The sequence below is a fragment of the Roseimaritima sediminicola genome (assembly GCF_009618275.1).
GTDB lineage: Bacteria > Planctomycetota > Planctomycetia > Pirellulales > Pirellulaceae > Roseimaritima > Roseimaritima sediminicola.
The window spans coordinates 226,066-248,026 of record NZ_WIAD01000002.1; the positions used below are offsets into that span (position 1 = coordinate 226,066).

General features: G+C 62.8%; 15 protein-coding genes and 1 tRNA gene. 6 read left to right on the forward strand and 10 right to left on the reverse strand.

What is annotated here, in order from left to right:
• Positions 1–3: 3 nt before the first annotated feature.
• The 3 genes from GE027_RS02500 to rpsU form a co-directional block, all read right to left on the reverse strand.
• A complete protein-coding gene (locus tag GE027_RS02500) occupies positions 4–1,845 on the reverse strand; it encodes a dockerin type I domain-containing protein (protein WP_153555584.1) in 1,842 nt (613 codons plus the stop codon).
• 382 nt (positions 1,846–2,227) lie between these two features.
• Positions 2,228–2,301: transfer RNA gene (locus tag GE027_RS02505), tRNA-Val, on the reverse strand.
• A gap of 189 nt (positions 2,302–2,490) precedes the next feature.
• Positions 2,491–2,688 (reverse strand): 30S ribosomal protein S21, encoded by a 198-nt coding sequence (gene rpsU / locus GE027_RS02510; protein WP_153555585.1) that lies wholly within the window; start codon positions 2,686–2,688, stop codon positions 2,491–2,493.
• 369 nt (positions 2,689–3,057) lie between these two features.
• Between rpsU and GE027_RS02515 the strand changes: the two genes are divergently transcribed.
• The 3 genes from GE027_RS02515 to GE027_RS02520 all read left to right on the forward strand — a co-directional run bounded on the left by GE027_RS02515 (position 3,058) and on the right by GE027_RS02520 (position 6,046).
• Entirely contained in the window at positions 3,058–5,487 is a 2,430-nt protein-coding gene (locus GE027_RS02515) for a YidC/Oxa1 family insertase periplasmic-domain containing protein (protein WP_153555586.1), read from the forward strand.
• Positions 5,488–5,605: 118 nt separating this feature from the next.
• Positions 5,606–5,776, forward strand: a complete 171-nt coding sequence (locus GE027_RS23005) for a hypothetical protein (RefSeq protein ID WP_202617307.1) — start codon at positions 5,606–5,608, stop codon at positions 5,774–5,776.
• Between the two features lie 39 nt (positions 5,777–5,815).
• Positions 5,816–6,046: a hypothetical protein gene (locus GE027_RS02520; protein WP_153555587.1), complete on the forward strand. Its 231-nt coding sequence runs from the start codon at positions 5,816–5,818 to the stop codon at positions 6,044–6,046.
• 382 nt (positions 6,047–6,428) lie between these two features.
• Here GE027_RS02520 and GE027_RS23275 read toward each other — a convergent pair whose 3' ends face one another.
• The 4 genes from GE027_RS23275 to GE027_RS02545 all read right to left on the reverse strand — a co-directional run bounded on the left by GE027_RS23275 (position 6,429) and on the right by GE027_RS02545 (position 10,518).
• A complete protein-coding gene (locus GE027_RS23275) occupies positions 6,429–7,502 on the reverse strand; it encodes a DUF4142 domain-containing protein (protein ID WP_237607197.1) in 1,074 nt (357 codons plus the stop codon).
• A gap of 178 nt (positions 7,503–7,680) precedes the next feature.
• Positions 7,681–8,808, reverse strand: a complete 1,128-nt coding sequence (locus tag GE027_RS02535) for a GTP-binding protein (RefSeq protein ID WP_153555588.1) — start codon at positions 8,806–8,808, stop codon at positions 7,681–7,683.
• Positions 8,809–8,818: 10 nt separating this feature from the next.
• A complete protein-coding gene (locus GE027_RS02540; protein ID WP_153555589.1) occupies positions 8,819–9,613 on the reverse strand; it encodes a YggS family pyridoxal phosphate-dependent enzyme in 795 nt (264 codons plus the stop codon).
• A 41-nt stretch (positions 9,614–9,654) separates the two neighbouring features.
• The gene (locus GE027_RS02545; protein WP_153555590.1) at positions 9,655–10,518 is read right to left on the reverse strand and encodes a DUF58 domain-containing protein; all 864 of its coding nucleotides are present in this window, start codon (positions 10,516–10,518) and stop codon (positions 9,655–9,657) included.
• Between the two features lie 53 nt (positions 10,519–10,571).
• On the opposite strand from GE027_RS02545, the gene GE027_RS02550 reads away from it, so the two are divergent.
• On the forward strand, positions 10,572–10,715 hold the full coding sequence (locus GE027_RS02550; protein WP_153555591.1) for a hypothetical protein: 144 nt from the start codon (positions 10,572–10,574) through the stop codon (positions 10,713–10,715).
• Between the two features lie 176 nt (positions 10,716–10,891).
• On the opposite strand, the gene GE027_RS02555 is transcribed toward GE027_RS02550, so the two are convergent.
• The 3 genes from GE027_RS02555 to GE027_RS23545 form a co-directional block, all read right to left on the reverse strand.
• The gene (locus GE027_RS02555) at positions 10,892–14,836 is read right to left on the reverse strand and encodes a hydantoinase B/oxoprolinase family protein (RefSeq protein ID WP_153555592.1); all 3,945 of its coding nucleotides are present in this window, start codon (positions 14,834–14,836) and stop codon (positions 10,892–10,894) included.
• A gap of 566 nt (positions 14,837–15,402) precedes the next feature.
• Positions 15,403–15,978: a class I SAM-dependent methyltransferase gene (locus GE027_RS02560; RefSeq protein ID WP_237607199.1), complete on the reverse strand. Its 576-nt coding sequence runs from the start codon at positions 15,976–15,978 to the stop codon at positions 15,403–15,405.
• A 26-nt stretch (positions 15,979–16,004) separates the two neighbouring features.
• The gene (locus GE027_RS23545; protein WP_153555593.1) at positions 16,005–18,545 is read right to left on the reverse strand and encodes a hypothetical protein; all 2,541 of its coding nucleotides are present in this window, start codon (positions 18,543–18,545) and stop codon (positions 16,005–16,007) included.
• 325 nt (positions 18,546–18,870) lie between these two features.
• On the opposite strand from GE027_RS23545, the gene topA reads away from it, so the two are divergent.
• The gene (gene topA, locus GE027_RS02570) at positions 18,871–21,591 is read left to right on the forward strand and encodes a type I DNA topoisomerase (protein WP_153555594.1); all 2,721 of its coding nucleotides are present in this window, start codon (positions 18,871–18,873) and stop codon (positions 21,589–21,591) included.
• A gap of 175 nt (positions 21,592–21,766) precedes the next feature.
• Positions 21,767–21,946, forward strand: coding sequence for a DUF6800 family protein (locus tag GE027_RS02575; protein ID WP_153555595.1), 180 nt, complete (start codon positions 21,767–21,769; stop codon positions 21,944–21,946).
• Positions 21,947–21,961: the final 15 nt, after the last annotated feature.

The window sequence follows — 21,961 nt, forward strand, 5'->3', positions numbered from 1 at the left end:
CTGTCATACCCCACCACGACGCAAACGATTCTGGTAATTCAACCAGTTCACCACCAACAGCGGATCGGTGGGGGTGATCAGACGGTCGTCGTCCACATCGAGAAACCGCGACGGAGCTTCGCTGTCCGTCAAAGGTTGCACGACCGCGAAACTGCTCGTGCGAGCTCGATTCAACGCGTTGATCAGATACAACACGTCGATCGGTTCGACTCTTCCGTTGCCGTCCACGTCGACCGCACGGTAGGGGTTCGACCAGGCGTTATCCGTGGCCACGAACAACTCGACCGTTTGTCCCGCCACCTCGGTATGGCCCCGATGGTACAACCGGCCGCCCGTAAATCGTGGAACCGACGCCTGCCAGGGTTCGAACGTGTTCAGCTCGCCCGCCGCCCCACGGTTGACATACAAACGTCGCGTCAGCGGTTGTTCGGTTAGGATCGAGGCAGCCGATACATCCAGGGTCTGTCCGTCAGAGATGTCGACGTAGCTCTCGAGATCCGGGGCGATCGGTAGCAAGCGGACGGGATTGCGAGCGTAAGTGTAGCGGGTGCGGCCAGCGGCATCGGTCGTCTGGGCGGTAACATAGTACACGCCCGCGGCCACACTGGAGGTCGGCAGCAGGCTTTGATTCATTCGCAGGCGCACAGATGCCTCGACGACGTCTTCGGTCAACGCCACTGCGTTGTCATTCAAGGGATTTTGGTCAACATCCAGTGACAGCGTGATCGTCGCTCCACTGTCGGCGTCGGCATGAAAGTAACGAACCGCCATTGCCTGACCGGCATCGAAGGTCGCTTCCCCGTCGACGTTGCTCAGGTGGTTGACGTTGCTCAGGTGGTTCTCGACGCTCAGCTCCATTACGTTCGGCCAGACAGCTTCGCTCCAATCCAGCCCAATCGTTTCGGCCCTGCCGCCCAGCTCCGGCAACAGGCCTGCCGGCGGCAGCTCGCCGGTCGCTTTCAGCCGGTAAGCGTATCCGGCCTCATCACGCCGTGGATGCGGGCCACCGTACCAGCTGCTGGGCACGGCCTCGAAACCATCGTCGGCCGCCGGGTCGAGCGACTGGTCGATCGTGCCGTGGTACCAGAGGTGAACGTCGGAGTGTTCGTTGTTGTAGCCGCCGGCGGACAGTACGGATTCGGCGAGCTGTAGATCAGCCGCACCGACGACCGGTTCGCCGGTGAAATCCAACGAGCTCTCGCCTTGGGTGCGCCAGTAGTTGTCCCAGAAGGCGACGTTCTCATAGCGCCGCATCGGTGCATCGCCGTAGTCCCGGTCGAACAGTGCCGGTTCGCGGATGCCGTCGACCGGATGCGGGTCCCAGCTGGTCACCTGATCGACCCAGATACCGCGCTGGCCCAGCTGGTGTGCGAGCTGGCCGACCAACGACGCCCCGCGGCTGTGTCCCAGCAGGTGCATCGGCAATTCGACCAGCGGCGCCGACAGGTCGGCCAGGAAGCCAGGCGTGACCAATTGCTCGGCGACCGCGGACGCCACGTCGTCGGTGCTGCGTGCCGATCCAAACAACGACCCGGCCACATCGGACCAATCCAACAGCAGCGTGATCTCCGGGTTTGGCGTCGTCGCGGCAGTGGGATCCGGTCCGCTGTGCTTTGTACTGACGACGTCCAGCGGTCCGCCCTCGCCGCCCGGATCGGTAACCACCACCCGGTAGGTCGCCTGGTCGATATCCAGGTCCTGTCGCTGGCCGATCGCCTTCGCCATGGCCGCCACCCAGCCGTCGGCATCGCTTTTAAAGCCGTGCGTGATCAACGTCACGCCAGCAAGCAAACGTCGCGACTCCAGCGTTTCGACCGCCAACGGACGATGAGAGTTGATGTGCATTGCCCCCCTCGATACGCGTCAGGGGCTCTTCCGGCCAGTGCACCCAGTAGGCACCCCATGGATTGACTCGAACCAGCAAGCCTACACTGCCAATTATCACCTTAACCGAGTCAATCCATCAGATCCAAGGAATGCGGCAAGCCAACGGTCCGAAACCGAACGCGCGAGCGGGATCGTCGATGGAGCCGACAGCGTCGACGCAGCGGTGAGCGGCAAAGCATTCGCCGCCGGTTCGTGGGGCTCGCAGGTGAGGCTGGCGTCTAGCGACCCAGTTCACAGGCTGGAAGCCCATGCCACTAGTTGAGACGGCAAGAGGCTCGAGCCTGGCACCTTGCGGTTCAGCTAAGAGGCTGGAAGCCTATGCCACTACCAGAAAAGAGAGTGGGCGATGAGGGACTCGAACCCCCGACATCTTCGGTGTAAACGAAGCGCTCTAGCCAACTGAGCTAATCGCCCTTGGGTGAGGACCTTGAGTTGCCGGACAGCCTTGGACCGCCACGGGCAACTCAGCGGGTTTTCTCGATGACACTCTGGGGAACCCTTGGGTTCGGTTCCCCGGATCGTTGCTTTCGGTCATGCTGGCCCTGCGACTTGAACATTCAAGCGACTTGAACGTTCCAGGCGGGCTCGGCGGTTAAGACCGGCTTAACCACCAGCTAGCATACGTGTCCGACGACCGCGGCGCTCGGCTCGCAAGCGTGCTCGACGCTTGGTTTCGCTGGGCTTTTCATAATACTCGCGGCGACGCATTTCTTTTTTGATTCCGCTACGCTCGACCAGTTTGCGGAAACGGCGGACGGCCTCCTGAATGCTTTCACGGTCACGGACGACTAACTTAACCATCGATTCTCCAGTGCATAGGTCAGACGATACTCCTCAAAATTTCTAACAAAACAACCGCAAAGCCTGTGCCTGAAACCATCGCTGTGGTCCCTGCGCACCGCTCGCCGTGTAAGGCTGGTAATCTTAGCGGCCCGTAGCCCCCGCCTGCAATGGGAGCCGCTGGCTGGTTCGCGAAAATCCCCAGAAAACAGGGTTTTTCGGCTGTGTCCGGTTTTACCGCTCGCTTTTGGGGCCTTTCCGCACCTTCCTCGGGCGCGACAATCGTTTTCGGGTTCCCAATATCCCTTCGGACCGGCAGAATACCTTGCCAACCACTCATTGTCGAATTGCTTGCGAAAGCTCCCTCTCCCCACTCGGATCGCTCAGCCCGTGGAACGCCGTCTCCTGTCTTGGGTCATCGCCTCGACCGCCTTTCTATTCATCTATATCGCCCTCAACGGCATGTTTGGCCCGCCGCGGAACCAGAACCTGCCCGGCAACGGGGATGCGGATGTGGTCGCCGATGCGGACGCCGACGCCCTGCCCGACGCCGACTTGGCGGTCCCCGATGCGGATCCGGATGCCGAAGATGCGATCGAAGAACCGCCGCGTCCCGAGAAGGCCAGCTACCAGACACTGGGTTCGTTCGACCCCAACAGCGGATTCTTGATGCTGGTGTATCTGAACAGCCGCGGGGCGGGCATCGAACGGGTGGAGCTGACCGAGCGGAAAGAGAACGGTCGGCTGAAATACCGCCGCGTCGACGTGTTGGGTGGCTACGCCGGTTACATGGGCCTGACGAATCTGGACGACCGCGACGGCGCTCGGGTCAACGTGATCGGCCCGGGTACGCCAGTCGCCCTGGCTCGTTCGCTGCAGGACGGCATCGCCGATGGCCTGCAGGCCGGCGATATCATCACCGCCGTCAACGAGGTCTCGGTCGCCGATCGGCTGGCCTACGAAGCGGTCCTGACGGAGATCGAACCCGGCAAACCGGCCACGCTGACGGTCCTGCGGGACGAGCAACCGTTGAAGTATGAAGTTACGCTGACCGAACACCCACTGGACCTGATCCGCATGTCCAGCCGCGGCGGTGCCGACGAGATCGAAGGCAACCTCGATCGCTTGTCCTGCCTGATGACCCTGGCCGGGGTGGGCAACCGCGAGCTGAAAGAGAGCGATCGCGAGATGCCATCGCTGCCCACGCAGCACCGCGAAATCTGGGACGTGGTCGAACAGCCCAGCGCCGATATTGGGCCGCAGACCGCCGCCTACCGCTTGCCGGTCTCGCGCCGAGCCCTGGATCGCATGGAAGCCGCTCCGGTGGATCTGCTGCACAGCTACACGCTCCAGCCGGGCAGCTACATCATCGACATGGAAGTCGGCGTGGAGAACCAGGGTGAAGAGGCTCAGGAGCTGGCCTATCGACTGGAAGGCCCCAACGGAATCACGCTCGAGGGCTGGTGGTATTCCAATAAGATCAGCCCCAACTTTGGCGGTGCCGGCGCTCGCGACGTGATCTACCGCACGGCCGCCGACGGTCACGTGCTGTGGGGCACATACCCGTTGATCAAGGAAGCCCGCGACAAGACGAGCGGGCCCGCCAAGGTGCTATTCGCCCCGCAAGACTCCGAAGCTTCACGAAGCCTGAACTATATCGGCGTCGACGCACAGTACTTTACGGTGGCCTACCTGCCCGAAGGCGAAGCGTCGTTTGATCAATACAAGCGAGCTGGCGCGACGCTGGTGGCCGACGTATCGGACTTGCCCAAACACAAGGAACGAGCCGCCAACACGTCGTTTTTCCTGGACAGCCAAAGCGTCTCGGTCGCTCCGGGAGAGTCGCTGAAACACCGCGTGCGTATGTTCGCCGGCCCCAAACAAGAAGAGCTGCTGGCCACGTACGGGTTGTCCGACGCCATCTACTACGGATGGTTCTCGATGATCGCCCGGCCGCTGCAGCAGTTGCTGCACCTGTTGAAAATGATCGTGCAAAACTACGCCGTGGCGATCGTGCTGCTGACCCTGATGGTGCGTCTGCTGATGTTTCCGCTGGGCCGCCGAGCGGCGGTGCACGCCCAGAAGATGCAGGAGTTGGCGCCGGAGCTGAAGAAGATCGGCGAGAAGTACAAAGACGATATCGAAGCCCGCCTGAAAGCTCAGCGCGAGCTTCAGCAGCGAGCCGGCTTCAATCCGTTGTCCGGTTGCTTGCCGATGTTCATCCAGTTGCCGATCTTCATCGGCTTGTATCGCTGCCTGTCGGTCGACATCGAACTGCGGCAAGCCGCCCTCAGCCCGGCCCTGCAGTGGTGCAGCAACCTGGCCGCCCCGGACATGCTGGCTTACTGGGGCGACTGGATGTGGGAATACTTTGCCGGACGCGGCACCGGATGGCTGGGACCGTACTTCAACATTCTGCCGATGATCGTGATGGTCCTGTTCCTGTTGCAGCAGAAAATGTTCATGCCGCCGGCCACCGACGAACAAACGGCGATGACCCAGAAGGTGATGACCTTCATGACGTTGTTCATGGGCTTTCTGTTCTTCCGCGTGCCCAGCGGCCTGTGTATCTACTTCATCACCAGCAGCCTGTGGGGCATCGCCGAACGGAAGCTGGTCAAGAAGTCGTTGCCGCCCAAGGGAGAAGGGTCTCTGGCATTGGCCGGAGCGGGCGATTCGGTCGCCGCGGGGCCGCAAGGCGCGGGCGGCAGTGGATCCAAAAGCTTTGCCGATCGAGTGCGTGAGCGGATCGCCAACGAACCGCCACCGGCGCCGCGTCCGGCCCAGCGCAAACGTCCGAACCTGAAGAAGAAGCGATAGATAACGTGGCCTCCCTCGGCCACGAACGGTGCTTTGACTCGGCCGCGGTGGCCGAGCGTGTGAGAATCGCCTTTCGCTCCGCAGCAAGCTGTGGAGCGACTGTCCTGGAGTCGGTTGAATGATGCGTTCGTTGTTTATGGGCTTGCTGCTGGTTGCCGGCTTGACATTCGTTGGTTGTGAAGACAAGACCGAGACGCTGCTGGATGTGGAAACGTCCGACGGCAACGTGGAGGTCGAACGCAACGTCGAAACCGGCGAAGTGGATGTTCGAATCGACAGCGATCGCTAGCCGATACTCACGTGCTGCAACGCGTTTAAGGAATCCGTCATGCGTGCCGTTGTGATCATTGTTGTCATTCTATTGGTCCTCGTGCTGCTGGGCTGGCTGAAGTTCAGCACCAATGACGGGAACCCAGCTATCCAGCTGGACACTCAGGAGATTCAGGACGATACGAACCGGGCCGTCGAAGGCGTCAAGGGAGCGGCCGAAAAGGTGGACGAGCAGATCGACATCGAGGTTCGCCGCAAACCCGAAGCGGACGAGAGTGCCACAGAGTAGGACTGTCGTACGCAGAACGCAGGCGTCGCGGTGCGGGCCGATGTTTCTCGTGCTAGGCACGTCGGCATGAATCTTTCGGTGAAACCCCGCGACAACACCCTCCCGCGCAGCGGGAGGGTAAAGCCGAATGAAATGTTGCGACGTGCTTAGTGGCATAGGCTTCCAGCCTGTGAAACCAGTGGTCTCGGCTGGGACAGCCGAGCTACTATGCCTCGTCTCGGCTGGGACAGCCGAGCTACTATGCCTCGTCTCGGCTGGGACAGCCGAGCTACTATTTTTCAGGGCTTTTCGGCTGGGACAGCCGAGCTGCTTTGGGAAAAAAATAGGTGCGTCCCGCCGGTCGGCGGGACGCACCGAATTGCTTCAAAACCGGCCAGCTGGACTAGGAGCGATCGCGGTTGCGACGATCATCTTCCAGCTTCTTGGCCAGCTGCTTGGTCTGCTCCAGGTGCTTTTTGACAGCACTTAGAGCTTTCTGAGCCACCGGCTGCAGCTCTTCGGGGCCCGTGCTTTCGATGGCCTGCAGTTCCGCAACGGCCATCGTGTGAGCGACCGCTTGCTGGCTGAGGAAGGCCATATCGAAATCCTGGCCGTCGTAGTTTTTGAGCATTTCTTTGGTCATCTGCAGCGCGTTGTCGCAAGCCTGCGAAGCGATCTGCTGCAATTCCTGGGGAACCGTTGCCGACGAGGCATCCAGACGCGGACGTTGCGCCTGGTGCGTTTGCGTGCGGTCGTTCGCAGCAAGCAAAGGATCTTCGCTCGAGCGCAGCGGCGGCGTGGTGGTTCGAGGCTGCGTCGGCACGCCGGGCTGCCCCGCGATACCGGGCCGCGTCGTCACGCCGGGCTGGGTCGTCACGCCGGGCCGCGTCGTCGTGCCGGGCTGGGTCGTCGTGCCGGGCTGGGCACTGCTAGTGCGGGAATGGTCGCGGTCACTAGCTCCGTGCGAGGAAAACTGACGCAGCGTCTCATTCAACTGCTGGTGATCGCGAACGATCATCTGCGTCAGCTGTTTGAGTTGCTGGTTGTCGGTCTTGTCCATCGCCATCTTCGCCAGCTCGATCTCGGCTTCGTTGCTTTTGATCAGCTTTTTAACGATCGCTTCTTTGACCGTTAACGCACCGTGTTGGGCGCGATCGCTGGAAACGCGACGAGCTTCATAGGACTCGTTCGCTTCATCCGATGCATCCGCTTGATCGCGTTGCTCGTCTTGACGGCGTTGCTCGTCTTGACGGCGTTGCTCGTCTTGACGGCGTTGCTCGGCGCCGTCCGCCTGATTTCGATCGTCGCCGCGTTGGCGGTCCTGATCGTTTTGCGTTCGCGTCGGTTGGCGATCGTCCTGCTGATTCGCCGCCGGTGGCTGCAATGTCGGCGAGCCGGGCTGCTGGGCGGTCACCGCCGAAGTACCGGCAAAGCTGACTAAAGCCGCCATTGTTGCTAGGAAACCATACTTGGTCATCTCGTGCACTCCTTGGGTCCAATAAAGGTGTTCGACACAGTGCACCCCACTGCATCTCGTCGGACCCGAAGCTGCATTCGTTGTGCCACAATAGTCGCTCGGATGTCCCAACCCAGACCGGGAGGCAACATGACTGGGAGAGTCACACTACGATCCACAGGCGGGAAGCCTATGCCACTTAGGCATTAAGACGATGCGTGGGCTGGGGGGCGCCGGGGCGCAGCGAATGAGCGGACAGACCGGAGGCTTGCAAACCGGTCGAGGCGAGCAATTGCTCGGTCGCCGAGGTGCAGATTGTTTCCAACTGGTCGGGATCCATGGCGACCCGAGCGTTGACGATGATCTGCAGCGGCGCGGCGACCGGCCGGCCCGCTGCCAGACCGATGTCCAGCTGGCCATCGGTGCTGACGATGTTGGCCACGGCCGTGCAGCCGTCGCCGGACAAGGACGCTTTTAGATGCGCAATTTCGCCGCCGGCCAAGGCGATCTGCTGGGCGATATTGGCCACCAAGGATTGACTCAGATAATCCAGGTCGTGCTGTTGGTTGGCCTGAGCCTGCTGGGCCGGCTCGGTCGGTTCCGCGGTGGCGGACAGATTCACCCAGCCCATTTCCGCTTCGCCCGCGGCGTAACGTTCGTAATCGATCGACAGCACGCGGCGGCCGGCCGTCTGCGGCGATTGCAGATAACCGATCACATCGTCCACGCCCTCGCCCGTCTTGGGACTGATCGCCAACACGGGCACGTTCGGCGCCGCTTCGGCCAACAACTCGCGAAACGTTTCAATCTGCTGCGGCGACAGCTGGTCGCTGCGTCCGATCATCAGATAATCGGCTTCGTCCAATTGCTTGCGAAAGATGTACTCCGCGTCGGCCGAAAACCCGCTGCGGCCCGACTGCGGCTGGAGGATGCGCATCCCGTGGCTGGGTTTGAGCAGGACACCGAAGGGAGCCAGTTCGAAGCGGTCGCCGTACATCTGCTGCAGCGGCAGAACGACCGTCGCCACCAGATCGGTACAGCTGCCGACCGGTTCGGCCAGGATCAGATCCGGCGGATTCTCGCCAGCCAAGCTTGCCACGGTTTCGACCAGATTGTCGAAACTGCAGCAAAAGCACGCTCCGGAAACTTCGCCGACGTCGAAACCTTGGTCCTCGAGATGGTGGGTGTCGACCAATCCGGCCGCCTGGTCGTTGGTCACGATCCCGACTCGCTTGCCCGCCGCGGCGTAACGCCGCGCGACCTGAGCGATCAGCGTGGTTTTGCCCGCGCCCAGAAAACCGCCCAATAGTGCAATACGAGTCGTCATAGTCGGTTTCCTACAGGCCTTCAAACAAACGCGAACCGATGCGAACCAGGGTGGCGCCCGCGGCGATCGCCTCCGCAAAATCACCGCTCATCCCCATCGATAATTCCGGCAACAGGATACCGTATTGTGATTGCCAGGTGTCACGCAGTGAACGAATCTTCTCGAATTGACCACGGCTCTGGTCGCCGCTGGTTCCCAGCCCGGCCATGCCCATCACGCCGCACAGCCGGAGGGCATCCTGAGCCTGAATCGCTTCGATCACCGCCGGCGCCTGTTCGGGCGGAATCCCCGTTTTCTCCTCGTCGCCCGTCACGTTAACTTCCAACAGCACGTCCAACGTGCCCCCGGCTCGTGCGGCTTCTTGGCCCACCGTCTCCACCAGTCGCAAACTGTCCAGACTGTGCATCAACGAGAGCAGCGGCACGGTGCGGCGAGCCTTGTTCCGCTGCAGGTGTCCGATCATGTGCCAGCGCACCGCCTCGATGGGCGACTCGGGTTCCCCTGGCGACTCGGGCCCCGCTGGCGACTCGGGCGTAGCCGGCGGCCAGTGCTGTTCGAACCATTGGGCTTTGTCCCACAGGCTTTGCGGCCGGTTCTCGCCCAGATCGGTACAGCCGGCCCAGGCCAGGGCGGCGGCCGTGACCGCATCGACATACTTGGTGACGCCGACGATGCGTACCTGTTCGGGTTGCCGGCCGGCGGCGACGGCGGCGCCGGCGACCTCGTCTCGGACGCGGCGCCAGTTCTCGGCAACCACCTGACGAGTGCGTGAGGGCACCAGGTGCTGGTGTTCCAGTTCGGACATAGCGATTTCGAAAAAGGAATAAAATGAAGGAGGCGGCTGATTCAGATCGACGCCTGCATCATCTTCAACAGTACCGCATCGAAGGGCACATCGGAACAGGCTCGCGTGTGGCTCAGCCCATAGGTGCGACAATACTGCTGGACGTCGGCGTTGAAGGCGGCAAAGCGGCGGCGGTAGGCTTCGCGTTTGCTTTCGGTGATCGTGACCAGTCGTTGGGCTCCGGTTTCCACGTCTTCCAGCTGGACGTCGCCCAGCAGTCCCGGGTCGGCTTCCTGAGCACTGTGGACCTGAAGCACCGAAGGATCGAAACGCTGGTGACGAAGTCGATCGATGCCGCTGCGAAAGCCGTCCTGATCGAACAAGTCGCTGAGGATCAGGACGATGCCGCGCCGCGGAGCCTGTCGTCCGAACTGGCTGGCCACGGCCGCCAAGTCGGTCGAGCGTCCGCTGGTTTTCAAATTCTCCAGAAACCGCAGCAGTCCCAGCACGTTGTCCTTGCCCCGCATGATCGGCAGCGTGTCGACGATCTCGTCCGCGTAAGCCACGATACTGACGCGGTCCAAGTCCGCCAGCGCGATGTAGGCCAGGGCCGCCGCCAATTGCCGGGCAAACAGAAATTTATTTGGCTCGCCCGTATTCATGCTCTCGCTGACATCCAACAGCAAGTACACGTACAGATCCTGCTCCTCTTGGAACCGCTTCAGCAGCAGATCCCCATGACGGGCGTAGACATTCCAGTCCAGGTAACGGAGATCGTCGCCGTGGAGGTAGTCGCGGTGATCGGCGAACTCCACGCCCCCGCCCAGCTGTTTGCTCCGCCGCTGGGCCAGCAGTTGTCCGTTGAACACCCGCTTGGAAAGCAGCGAGAGGTATTCCAGGCGTTTGAGGAACTCGGAGTCGAACATGGGGCGAGTGGCGAGTGATGAGTGGCGAGGGGCGAGGGGCGAGGGTTTCGCGGATGTCGATTGTATCGCAGGTCAGCACGCCGGTCCGCGCAGAGGAGCCGTTTGGGCGAACGCCCCGGTTGTTGGCGTGCGACGAGAACCGTGGGCTAGCGCCCAATGCCATCTACTTTCACCATCGCTTGCGATTGAAGCGTTAGCGGAGCGGCGCAAGCCGCCCGGTGTGTGAAGATTCGCACCGCAAAACCGGACGGCTCGCGCCGTTCCGCTACAAAGGAAGTGGCATTGAGCTAGCGCCCTGGCGGCTGATGGAACCGTGGGCTAGCGCCCTGGCGGCTGATGGGGGTGGGCAACCGCGGGATAGCGCCTGGGCGATTTACGGTTTACCCCAGCCGGCGCCGCCGGGGGTTTCGACGATCAACTGGTCGCCGGGTTGGACGTCCAGGGTACAGCAAGCCGACAGGGCTCGCCGCCGGCCATCGGCAGCGTGCAACCAGTTCGCTCCGCTCGCGCCGCTCTCGCCGCCGGAGAGCGCATACGGGCGGTGCTCGCCGCGACGGCCCGTCAACAACGACAGCGTCAACGGCCGCAGGAACTCCCACTGGCGAATCACGCCGTCGCCGCCACGATGCTGTCCCGATCCGCCGCTGCCGGTGCGAATGGAAAACCGCCACAGCCGCACCGGATACCGGCTCTCCAAGACCTCCGGATCGGTGATGCGCGTATTGGTCATGTGCGTGTGGACGGCGTCGGCGCCGGCGCCTTCACCGGTCGCTCCGGAACCGCCGCAGATGGTTTCGTAATAGCCGAAGGACGGGTCTCCGATCAAAACGTTGTTCATCGTCCCCTGGCTGGCCGAAGCCAATTCCAACGCGCCCAGCAACACGTCGACCACACGCTGGCTGGTTTCCACATTGCCGGCGACCACGGCGGGACAGCGCCGCGGATCCGCCTCGTGCGGCGGGTTCAACAAGCCCGGTGGCAGGACCAGATCGATCGCCTGCATGAAGCCTTCGTTCAATGGCAGCGGTCGATCGATGGCACAGCGGAGCACGTACAGGACGGCCGCGGTGACGATTCCCGGCGTGGCATTGAAACCGTTGGGATGCACGTCGGCCGTGCCGGTAAAGTCGATCGTCATCGCTTTTTCCTCGGCGGCGTCGCCGGCTTGCTGCGACGTCGCTGCGGCAGGCCGCGGGGGGATCGTGATGGTGACCGCGATCGGCGTGCCGTCATCGAGTTGATCCTGAAAGTTCAGGCGGCCGGCGTCGGGGAACCGGGATCGGGCAAAGCGGACGACGGCCTGGCGAGAGATCTCCTGCAACTGCTGCATGCAGGCTTCCAGCACGGCGGCTCCGCCGAGTTTTTCGGCCAGCGCGACGACATCGCCCGCGCCCCGGTGTCCGGCGGCGCGCTGGGCCGCGATGTCGGCCAGGTTTTCGCCGATCGCACGCGTCGGGTACGGGGCCTCGGTCAGCCGTCGCCGCAGTTCCGCTTCGCCGTCGACGCCCCGGCGCATCAGCGCCACATCGCGCAGCCACACGCCTTCTTCGGCCAACGATCCCGCGGCCGGCGGCATGGAACCGGGTGTGACGCCGCCGATCTCGGCGTGGTGAGCGCGGCTGCCCACGAAGAACGCCGGAGCGGTCGCCTGAGGATCGACGAAAACCGGCGCGATGACGGTCACGTCGGGCAGGTGCGAGCCGCCGGCGAAGGGATCGTTGGTCACGTAGCAGTCGCCCGGATACATGGTCGGGTAACGTTCGATCAGATGCCGCACGGTATGGCCCATGGCACCCAGATGCACCGGCACGTGAGGGGCGTTGGCGACCAGCGAGCCGTCACCGCGAAACACCGCGCAGCTGTAATCGCGTCGTTCCTTGACATTGACGCTCTCCGCCGTTCGCCGCAGGACCTCGCCCATCGATTCGGCGATCCCCTGCAGCCGCCGGCCCACGATTTCAACCAGCACCGGATCGACTTCCGGGGCGGCACCCTGTTCATCGCTCACCAGCGGCGCGTCCGACGGCTGGGGTGCGGTACGCTGGGCCAACAGCGAGTGATCCGCTTGCATGGTGGCCGACCAACCGGGATGAACGACCAGGGTGCTGGTATCGGACACGATCAATGCCGGGCCGGCGATGTGTGCGCCGGGCCGCAGCCGCTGGCGATCCAGTCGCGCCGCGCGAATCCAGCGTCCTTCGTAGAACAGCTCGCCGTGGCTCTGCGGTTCGGGCTGGTAAGTCGTTTCGACGGCAGACACCGCCGGCGGTCCGGGCGTCACCAGACGATGCTCCAGCCGCAGACTGACCCATTCCAGCGCATGCTGCGGCCGCTCGTACCCAAAGCGATCGCGATGCTCAGAAGCAAACCGCTGCGGCAAGCTGGTTCGTGGTTCCAGCGGCAGTTCCAGGGACGCTTCGGTGCCCTGGTAGCGCATCTCGACCGTCCACCGCCGCTGGCCGGACTCGTCCGCCGCATCCCGTTTCAACAGTTCGCTGGTCTGCCGCTGGAGGTCGGCTTGCCAGCGGGCCAGCTGTTCCTCGCGGACGTCGTCGAGCGGTTGGTAGACCCCGACCGCTCGAGACACACCCTGATCGGCCATGCCCATGCCCAGAGCGCTCAGCAAACTGGCGTCGGGGTGGTCGAATACGCGTTGCATGTCCAGCGCCGAGGCGACGGCCGTCAGGTGTTGTCCGGCCGCGCCGCCAAAGCCGACCAGGGTCAACGGCCGGGCGTCGACGCCTTCGGCCGTGGTGATGGTGCGTACCGCTTCGGCCATGTGGCCGACGGCGATCTTCCAAAACCCTTCGGCCAGCAACAGGTATTGGGGGCCGTCGCCGGGCAGGGGGCCCGATCCGGATTCCGGACGAGGCAGGCGGTCGACGATTTCCTGCAAGCGGGCAACGGCCGCGTCGCGGTCGAGCGGAAAGGGAAAACGTTCGGGAGCGATCCGGCCGAGGACCAGGTTCAGATCCGTCACGGTCAACGGTCCGCCGCGGCCGTAGCATGCCGGACCGGGGTCCGCGCCGGCGCTGTCCGGCCCGACCAACAACCGGCCACCCTCGGCGCGGCAGATCGAACCGCCGCCGGCGGCCACGGTTTCGATGGCCATCATCGGCGTCAGCATTCGTACGCCGGCTTTGCGCGATTCGAATTGCCGCCGCAGCCGACCGTCGTACAGGCTGACATCCGTACTGGTACCGCCCATGTCCAGCCCGATCACGCCGTCGCGTAGGCGGTGCTGGTGCGCCAGGGACTGGAGGGCCACGACGCCGCCGGCCGGTCCGGACAGGACGCTGTCGGCACCGCGAAAATGCTCGCTGGCGACCAGCGCTCCGCCGCTGGTCATCCACGACAACTCGGCTGTGGCAGGGCCGCCCAGCTGCTGCCAAACGTCCTGCACATAATGCTGCAGGATCGGGCTGAGGTAGGCGTCCAGGGTGGTGGTTTCGGTGCGAGCCACCAGTTTTACCAGCGGCGCTACGCGGCTGGACAAATAAATATCTCGAAAACCAACCTGCCGGGCCAGCCGCTCGAGTGCCACCTCGTGGACGTCATTCTTGTAGGCGTGCAACAGACTGATCGCCAGCGTACGAGCGCCGCGCCGGTAAGCGGACTGGAGCACCGCCGCGGCGGCCGCTTCGTCGATTCTTTCCAGCACGTTGCCTTCCGCATCGAGGCGTTCATCGATCTCCAATACGTCGCGAGTCAGCGGCGGCGGCTTCTGAATGCACAGCTGAAATAATTCCGGCCGATCCTGCTCGCCGATCAGCAATTGGTCGCCGAAGCCGCGAGTGGTCAGCAGCGTGACGGCCGCGCCCTGACGGGTCAGCAGGGCATTGGTGCCGCGTGTGGTTCCCAGCCGAGCCTCCAGTGGCGGCAGCGGTCGATCCAGCGGAAGGCCCAGCAGCTTGCGGACGGCCAGGGCAGGGGAGTGTAACGTCGAAATCAGCTCATAGGGCGAACCGGGCGGCGGGGTGTCCAAGCGGCGATCCAGCACCAAGCGGCCCGTCTGGGCATCGAAATCGCTCACCGTGGCCTCGGCGTGAACCGTACCGTCATCGCCGAGCAGCCGTAGGGTAAAGCCCACCCAGAACCGTTCCGGATCGCTCTGGCGTCGCGGGTCGATGAACCCCGTGCGGCCGTCCACCGCGAACCCTTCGGCGACTTGTCCCTTGGTCACGCCACTGCTGAGCACCTTGGTCGAACGTCGTCCGCGGGCGTCGCTGACAAAGCAATCGGTAAACGTGCCGCCCACGTCCGCCCAGACGCGGACCCGCGCCGAAGAGGGAGTGGAAGCAGGGTTAGTGGAAGTCATGAGGGGGGGTGTCGGTTGTCGGTTGTTGGTTGTTGGTTGTTAGTTGTTAGTTGTTAGTTGTAAGTGGCGAGTTCTTCGTACTCGTGCTCGATCTGAGATTTGAGATTTGCTGACTCCGGCGGTATCTATGTAGGGACCAAATCGTTTTCTCCCCTCTCCCCCGAATCCTGGGGAGCCTAAGCGAGTCAGGATTCGGGGGAGAGGGGTTGGGGGTGAGCGGGGACCAGCAGAGCAGCAACGCCAGTGGCGTGTATCGTGGCGGGACGCGGCGTAGAAACCGTACGCAAACAGTCATTCCGTTGCACCCGAGCTCGCCCCCTCACCCCCGACCCCTCTCCCACCACTGCTTCACTCGCTGACGCTCGCGGCGCCGCGGGGGAGAGGGGAGAGAATGTTGCATTCTATCGCTCCGCGCCATACATAGATTCCGTTAGAGTCAGCAGATTTGAAATGTTCATTTTGCAATTTGCAATTTGCAATCTCAGCTCTCCTGACCCGCATCATTCCGCCAAACTCGCAACTCTGACGAGTTCGGCTACGGCGAGTTCGGCTACGAGCGTTCCAGTTTAGCGCCGGCAGCGATAGACGAACGCTGGCGGCAGATTGCGCCAGACGGTGGCGCTGCGGTGCACGTCGCTGAAGTACTCGTCCAGTTTGCGGCGGAAACGCCACGCGGCCGGCAGCGCCATGCCCTGCCAGTAAGCAAAACTGACGAATTGCCCGCCGGGCCGGAGCACGTCCATCAGGGCCGAAAGGCAGCGGTCCTGTAGCGGTTCTGGAAACGAAGCCCAGGGCAGCCCGCAGAGGACCGCGTCGACCTGTTCGATCTGCTGCTGCCGACACAGCTCGGCGACGTTCTCCACGCTGTCCTCGAAGACCTTGGCCTGAGGGCAGCAGTCGCGGACCACGGCGGCCAGCTCCGGCGAGCGTTCGATCGCAAAGAATTTTGCCTCGGGCGGCAAGCAGTGCAGGATCGAGCGGGTAAAGACTCCGGTGCCAGGACCGTATTCCACTACCGCCTGCACCTTGGGCCACTCGATCCAGTGCACCATTTCGGCGGCCAGGTACCGGGAGGACGGCACGATCGCGCCGACCTGCCCGGGGTGAGATAAAAACGTCTTGATAAACGTGGCAGCACTCAAGGGAGTTCCCCCTCACAGAACGAGGGTTACTCTTGGTTGTTCCACTGCAGCTCCAGGCTGTCGTGGTACTCCTGCTGGTACGCTTGGCTCAACTCGATCGTCTCCTGGGTCATCATGCCCTGGACGGTATCGCGTTCGGTGGCCTGCAGGAATTGCTTTCGCAACTCCTCCTGCGAAGGCGTTCGCTTGGTGGTCTTGACCACGTACAACACCGTGCCCGGCTGGTTGGGCGCCACGCCGCAATGACCGATCGGCTGGGTAAAGACCTGCTGCATGAACTCGTCACCGACCCGGTTCAGCTGTTCCAGGTTGTAGATCATCGGCATCCGCCCCGGCCCGAGCCAGTTCATCCAGGAGAACTCGCCCAGGTCGTCGTAGACGAATTCCTTGCGGTCCTCGGGAACCAACTCCTTCAGGGGCTTGTCCGATTCGTTGGCTTCGGCAGCCAACTCTTCGGCGGCTTGCCGAGCCAACTCACGAGCTTCGCGGTAACGGATCGCGCTGATCACCTCGTCGCGGACCTCGACCAACATCGGCACCTTGTCGGGCGTCTGCTCGGTCTTCCAAGACACAAAGCTCTGGCTGCTGCGGAAGTTGGTGGTTTCGACCGGCGAGTACAAACCTTCGCCGCCGCCGAACATCAGCTGCGGGAAGCTGTCGCCGGCTTGGAACTGACCGGTCATCGACATCGACTGACCGACGGCGGTTTCCTGCAGCGACCCGATGTCGTGAGGCCCGATCTTCTCGTAATCCAGCCCCAACTGCTCGGCCAAAGCTTCGATGTCCGGCCGCTCCGGCGGCGGACCTTCGGCCGTTTCGTCTTCGAGTTCGGCTTGGTAGACGTTGTAGTCGACCGAGTAATCCTGCATGACCTCTTTGACCTTCTCGAGATTCTCACGCACCTGCGTGAACGCCTCGGGGGTCACCAACTGTCGGGCGATCTGGTCACGCACCTCTTCGAAGGGCCGCACATTGGGCTCGTCCGCCGCTTCCGGCTCACCCTCGCCGGGAGTTTCCTCAGCGGGAGTTTCCTCAGCTGCGGGCGTTTCTTCGGCGGGAGTTTCCTCAGCGGGAGTTTCCTCAGCTGCGGGAGTTTCTTCGCTGGCGGGAGCTTCTTCGGGCGTATCCGCATCCGCTTCGGAGGTGTCCTGAGCCCGCATCGCCACGAGCTGGACAGCTGGAGGTTGCGACCGCAAGGCCTGGTCCTCTCCCTCTTCGCCAGCCGGTTCGTCCTCGGCGGGCGACTCTTCCACGACGGGCTCGTCAGCGGCTGGTTCCTCGCTAGCAGGTTCTTCCGAGGCCGGTTCTTCGGTGTCGGGTTCTTCCGCAGCAGGAGCTTCTTCTTCCATCGGCTCGTCACCAGCCGGCTCTTCAGTTGCCGGTTCTTCGCTGGCCGGCTCTTCGGTGACGGGTTCTTCGGCGGCGGGAGCTTCCTCTTCCATCGGCTTGTCACCAGCCGGCTCTTCGCTGGCCGGCTCTTCGCTGGCCGGCTCTTCGCTGGCCGGTTCTTCCGTGGCCGGTTCGTTCGCAGGCGCGTCCTGCATGGGAGCGTCTTCGGCCGGCGTCTGTTCGGCGGGGTCGGCTTGGTTCTCGGGCGTTTCCCCGGGCGGGGCCGTTTCCTCGGCGGGGATCACAAACGCGCCGGCGGCGACCTGTTTCTCGTACTCCGCCCGCAGTTCCTCTTCGGAAACCTCGGCGGCCATGCGTTCGATAAAGGTGTCGAAGTTACCGGAGACGACTTCAAACGTGGCCGTGGGGCGGCGGCGGAAACCGGGGCGGTCGGAGGTATCGTCGGGATAGACCTCTTTGCCTTCCTCGAAGACCTCTTGAATTTCCGCTTCACTGGGTTCGGGATTGGTTTGGTCCAGGTACTCATCGACCAACACCGGATAGGCGACCGCTCCGGCACGCTGGTTCAGACGCAGGTACAGGGCGTACTGTTGGGCGGGCGGGATGGTCGTGCGTCCCGAAGCGAACAGGCCGGCGACCGAGGTTTGCTGGACGGCGTTGGCCAACAGGTGCATCCGCAGCTGTTCGAGCATGTCGTGCTGGCCGAGTTGGCGATCGGTGGCGCGGCGCAGGATCAAATGGATTTGGTCGTCCGACAGTTGGTTGTCGGTGAACTGGCTCAGCCAGACCCGGACGGCCGCGTGATCGAGGTCAAAGCCCAGCTCCTTGGCTCGTTGGGCGTACAGCTGGACCGAGACCGAGGTTTCGGCCGAAGGTTGACTATTGATGCCCCACTGCGAGATCTGTCCGCGCTGCTCGTCGTAGGCAAAGCCCGGCACGTTCAACGTTCCGCCTCGCTCGACCGTCTCCTTGGCCAGCTCCGACAGGAACTGCAGGGTCGCGTAGTGGTTGCGGGTGAAGCGATTGACGCGGTCGTATTCGAAATTCCCCCCGCGGTAACTGGCCACCACCGCACTGTCGCTTCCGCCGGGACCTCGCTGGCGGACCCAGCTGTCGACTGCCGGCAGCACGACGAATGCCAGCATGGCTAAAACCGTCAACGCGATCATCAACGGTTTGAGGTTTCGGCGAAACAGTTCAAAGGGACTGGTGGACATCGTATCCTTATCCAAATCGATCGAAGGGAAGCGAAATCGGGTGGCCCGGGGAACGATTTCGGTCGCCGATCACTTGACAAGCGACTCGACCGCTCCAAACCTAAGGAACCGATTTGCTGAGTAGGTGATAGCCTCGCGGTGCCAGATTGTTTCGCGTCTTGCCCCTGTCCGCTACCACCTTGTACCGCAACCGGCCCGGATTTATGACGATTTTTCTCGCCAGGGGCCGATGGGTAACGTACAGTTGCCGCGTTTTTGCGGTCAAGTCGTTCCTTTCCGCCCGTCTCGATTCCCTCTGCCCGCACGTGAAGGTCCTAGTCTGAACATGGCAAAATCCACCGGTAAAGCGTTGGTGATTGTCGAATCGCCCGCCAAGGCGAGAACGATCTCCAAGTTCCTCGGAAAGAACTACCAAGTGGAAGCCAGCATTGGGCACGTGCGCGACCTGCCTGGCGGCAAGAAGGATGTGCCCGAGAAGTACAAATCGGAAAACTGGGCATACTTGGGGGTTAACGTCGACGACGGCTTCGAGCCGGTTTACATCGTCCCGGACGAAAAGAAAAAACAGGTCAAGAAACTCAAAGACGCCCTCCGGGACGCCGACGAGCTGTACCTGGCGACGGACGAAGACCGCGAGGGAGAAGCGATCAGCTGGCACCTGCAGCAATTGCTCAAACCCAAGGTCCCGGTGCATCGACTGGTCTTTCACGAGATCACTCGCGAAGCGATCGAGGCGGCCCTGGCTTCGCCGCGCACGATCGACGATGGCCTGGTCGACGCCCAGGAAACCCGCCGTATCCTCGACCGCCTGTACGGCTACGACGTGTCGCAGCTGCTGTGGCGCAAGATCGGCCGCGGGCTGTCCGCCGGACGGGTCCAGAGCGTCGCGGTCCGCCTGATCGTCGAACGCGAACGCGAACGAATGGCCTTCCACGCCGCCACCTACTGGGACCTGGAAGGCATCTTCGAAACGGCCCAGCCGCAGAGTTTTCCGGCCACGCTGACGGCCGTCGAGGGCCGCAAGATCCCCACCGGCAAGGACTTCGATCCGGATACGGGACGGCTGAAGAATCCGGACCTGCTGCAGATGAACCAACAGCAGGCCGAGCAACTGGCCGAGCGGCTGCGCGAGGCGACGTTCACCGTCAGCCGAGTGGACAGCAAACCCTTCACCGAACGCCCCAAAGCACCGTTCACGACCAGCACCCTGCAGCAGGAAGCCAACCGCAAACTGGGCCTGACCGCTCGCAACGCCATGCGGGCGGCCCAGAAACTTTACGAAAACGGTTACATCACCTACATGCGTACCGACAGTACCACGCTGTCGGGCGAGGCGGTCAAGGCGGCCCGGGACCTGGTCCGCAGCGAGTACGGCGAGAACTTCCTGCACGGTTCGACACGGACCTATGCCAGCAAAGTCAAAAACGCCCAGGAGGCTCACGAGGCGATCCGTCCGGCGGGCACCGTGTTCCGCAAACCCGAATCCCTCCGCGGCGAACTGAATCGAGACGAGTTCCGCCTGTACGACTTGATCTGGAAACGCACGGTGGCCTGCCAGATGGCCGACGCCCGTAAGCGCCGCACCACGGTCGTGATCGAGGGTGGCGATGCGACGTTTCAGACCAGCGGTACCAGCATCGAATTCGAAGGCTTTCTGCGAGCCTACGTCGAGGGCAGCGACGATCCCGAAGCGGAACTGGCCGACAAGGAAACCCTGCTGCCCTCGGTCGAACAGGGCCAATCGCTGACGGCCCAGCAACTGAACCCCAAAGACCACACCACCAAACCGCCGGCGCGGTACAGCGAAGCCGCTCTGACGCGGATCCTGGAAGAGAAGGGCATCGGCCGGCCCAGTACGTACGCCTCGATCATCGAAACGATCCAGGCTCGCGACTACGTCTACAAAAAGGGCGGCGCCCTGGTTCCCAGCTGGACCGCCTTCAGCGTGGTTCGCTTGCTGGAGACGCACTTTTCGGCCCTGGTCGATTACGAGTTCACCGCCCAGATGGAAGACCTGCTCGACGCGATCAGCCGCAAAGAAGCGGAGCGACTGCGGTACCTGCAGCAATTTTATTTCGGCGAACAGGACGGCATCGGGCTGAAACCCAAACTGGAAGCCAAGATCGACGAGATCGATCCCCGCGAAACGGCCATGTTCTCGCTCGGCACGCCCGACAGCGGCGAACACCGCGAGGAGGTCTTCGTTCGCGTCGGTAAATTCGGCCCCTTCCTCCAGCAGGGCGAACGTCGCGGCAGTATCCCCGATGGCTTGCCCCCGGACGAAATGAACCTGGCCAAGGCGCTGGAGCTGCTGGAATCGTCGTCGCGCGATGACGAACCGCTGGGCATGCACGAGGAAACCGGCAAGCCGATCTACATGAAGGTGGGTCGCTTTGGCCCCTACGTCCAACTGGGCGAGAACGACGACGAGGAAAAGAAGAACAAGTCGATCCCCAAAATGGTCGCGCCGGAGAACGTCACGCTGGAGCTGGCCCATCAGCTGCTCGCCCTGCCGCGAAACCTGGGCCGTTACGACGAACTGGATGCGGACATCGAAGCCAACGACGGCCGCTATGGTCCCTACATCCGCTGCGGCAAAGAAACCCGCTCGCTGCCGGCCGGGATGAGCCCCCTGGACGTTAATCGCGATCAAGCCATCGAACTGCTCAAACAACCCAAGACGCGGGGCCGAGCCGCCCCCAAAGAACCGCTGAAGGTGTTCGACGATCCCTCGCCGGTGAACGAAAACCAGGTGCGCGTCCTGGAAGGTCGCTACGGGCCCTACGTCACCGACGGCGAGACCAACGCCTCGCTGCCCAAGGGGGCGGTCCCCACCGAATTGACCTTCAACGAAGCCCTCGACCTGTTGGCCGAACGGGCTGCGAAGGCGCCGAAAAAGAAAAAGAAAAAGAAGAAGGCCGCCAAGAAGAAGGCTGCCAAGAAAAAAGCCGCGAAGAAGAAGACGGGCAAAAAGAAAGCCGCCAAGAAGACGGCGAAAAAGAAGACCGCGGCGATCAAGAAAAAAGGCGTCCAGAAAAAGCCGTAGCCGAAGTCGCGCGTGCCGTGGACGCGCCGCCCACACCGACCACGCGACCCGCCCGCGGGTCCGTTTGAAATTTCGACGGCATCGGATATGCTGTCGGCCAAACCCGATCTATCGATCCAGTTCCCTATCGATTCATTTCCATCGAACCTCACTTTGTTTTCAGGAATTTTATTCTATGGCCGGAACCGAACGTCGCCGTGAACTTCGTCGTCGCCGTCAACGCGTTGTCAAAACGCGCAAAATCCTCGATCGCGTCAAGAAGGGCAGCATGAGCAAGGACACGGCCGCGCGGAAACTGCGCCGGATGACGACCGGTGCCGACGTGATCATCCAGCGCGAAGGCCTAAACGCCTAGCGATCGGAGGGCGCA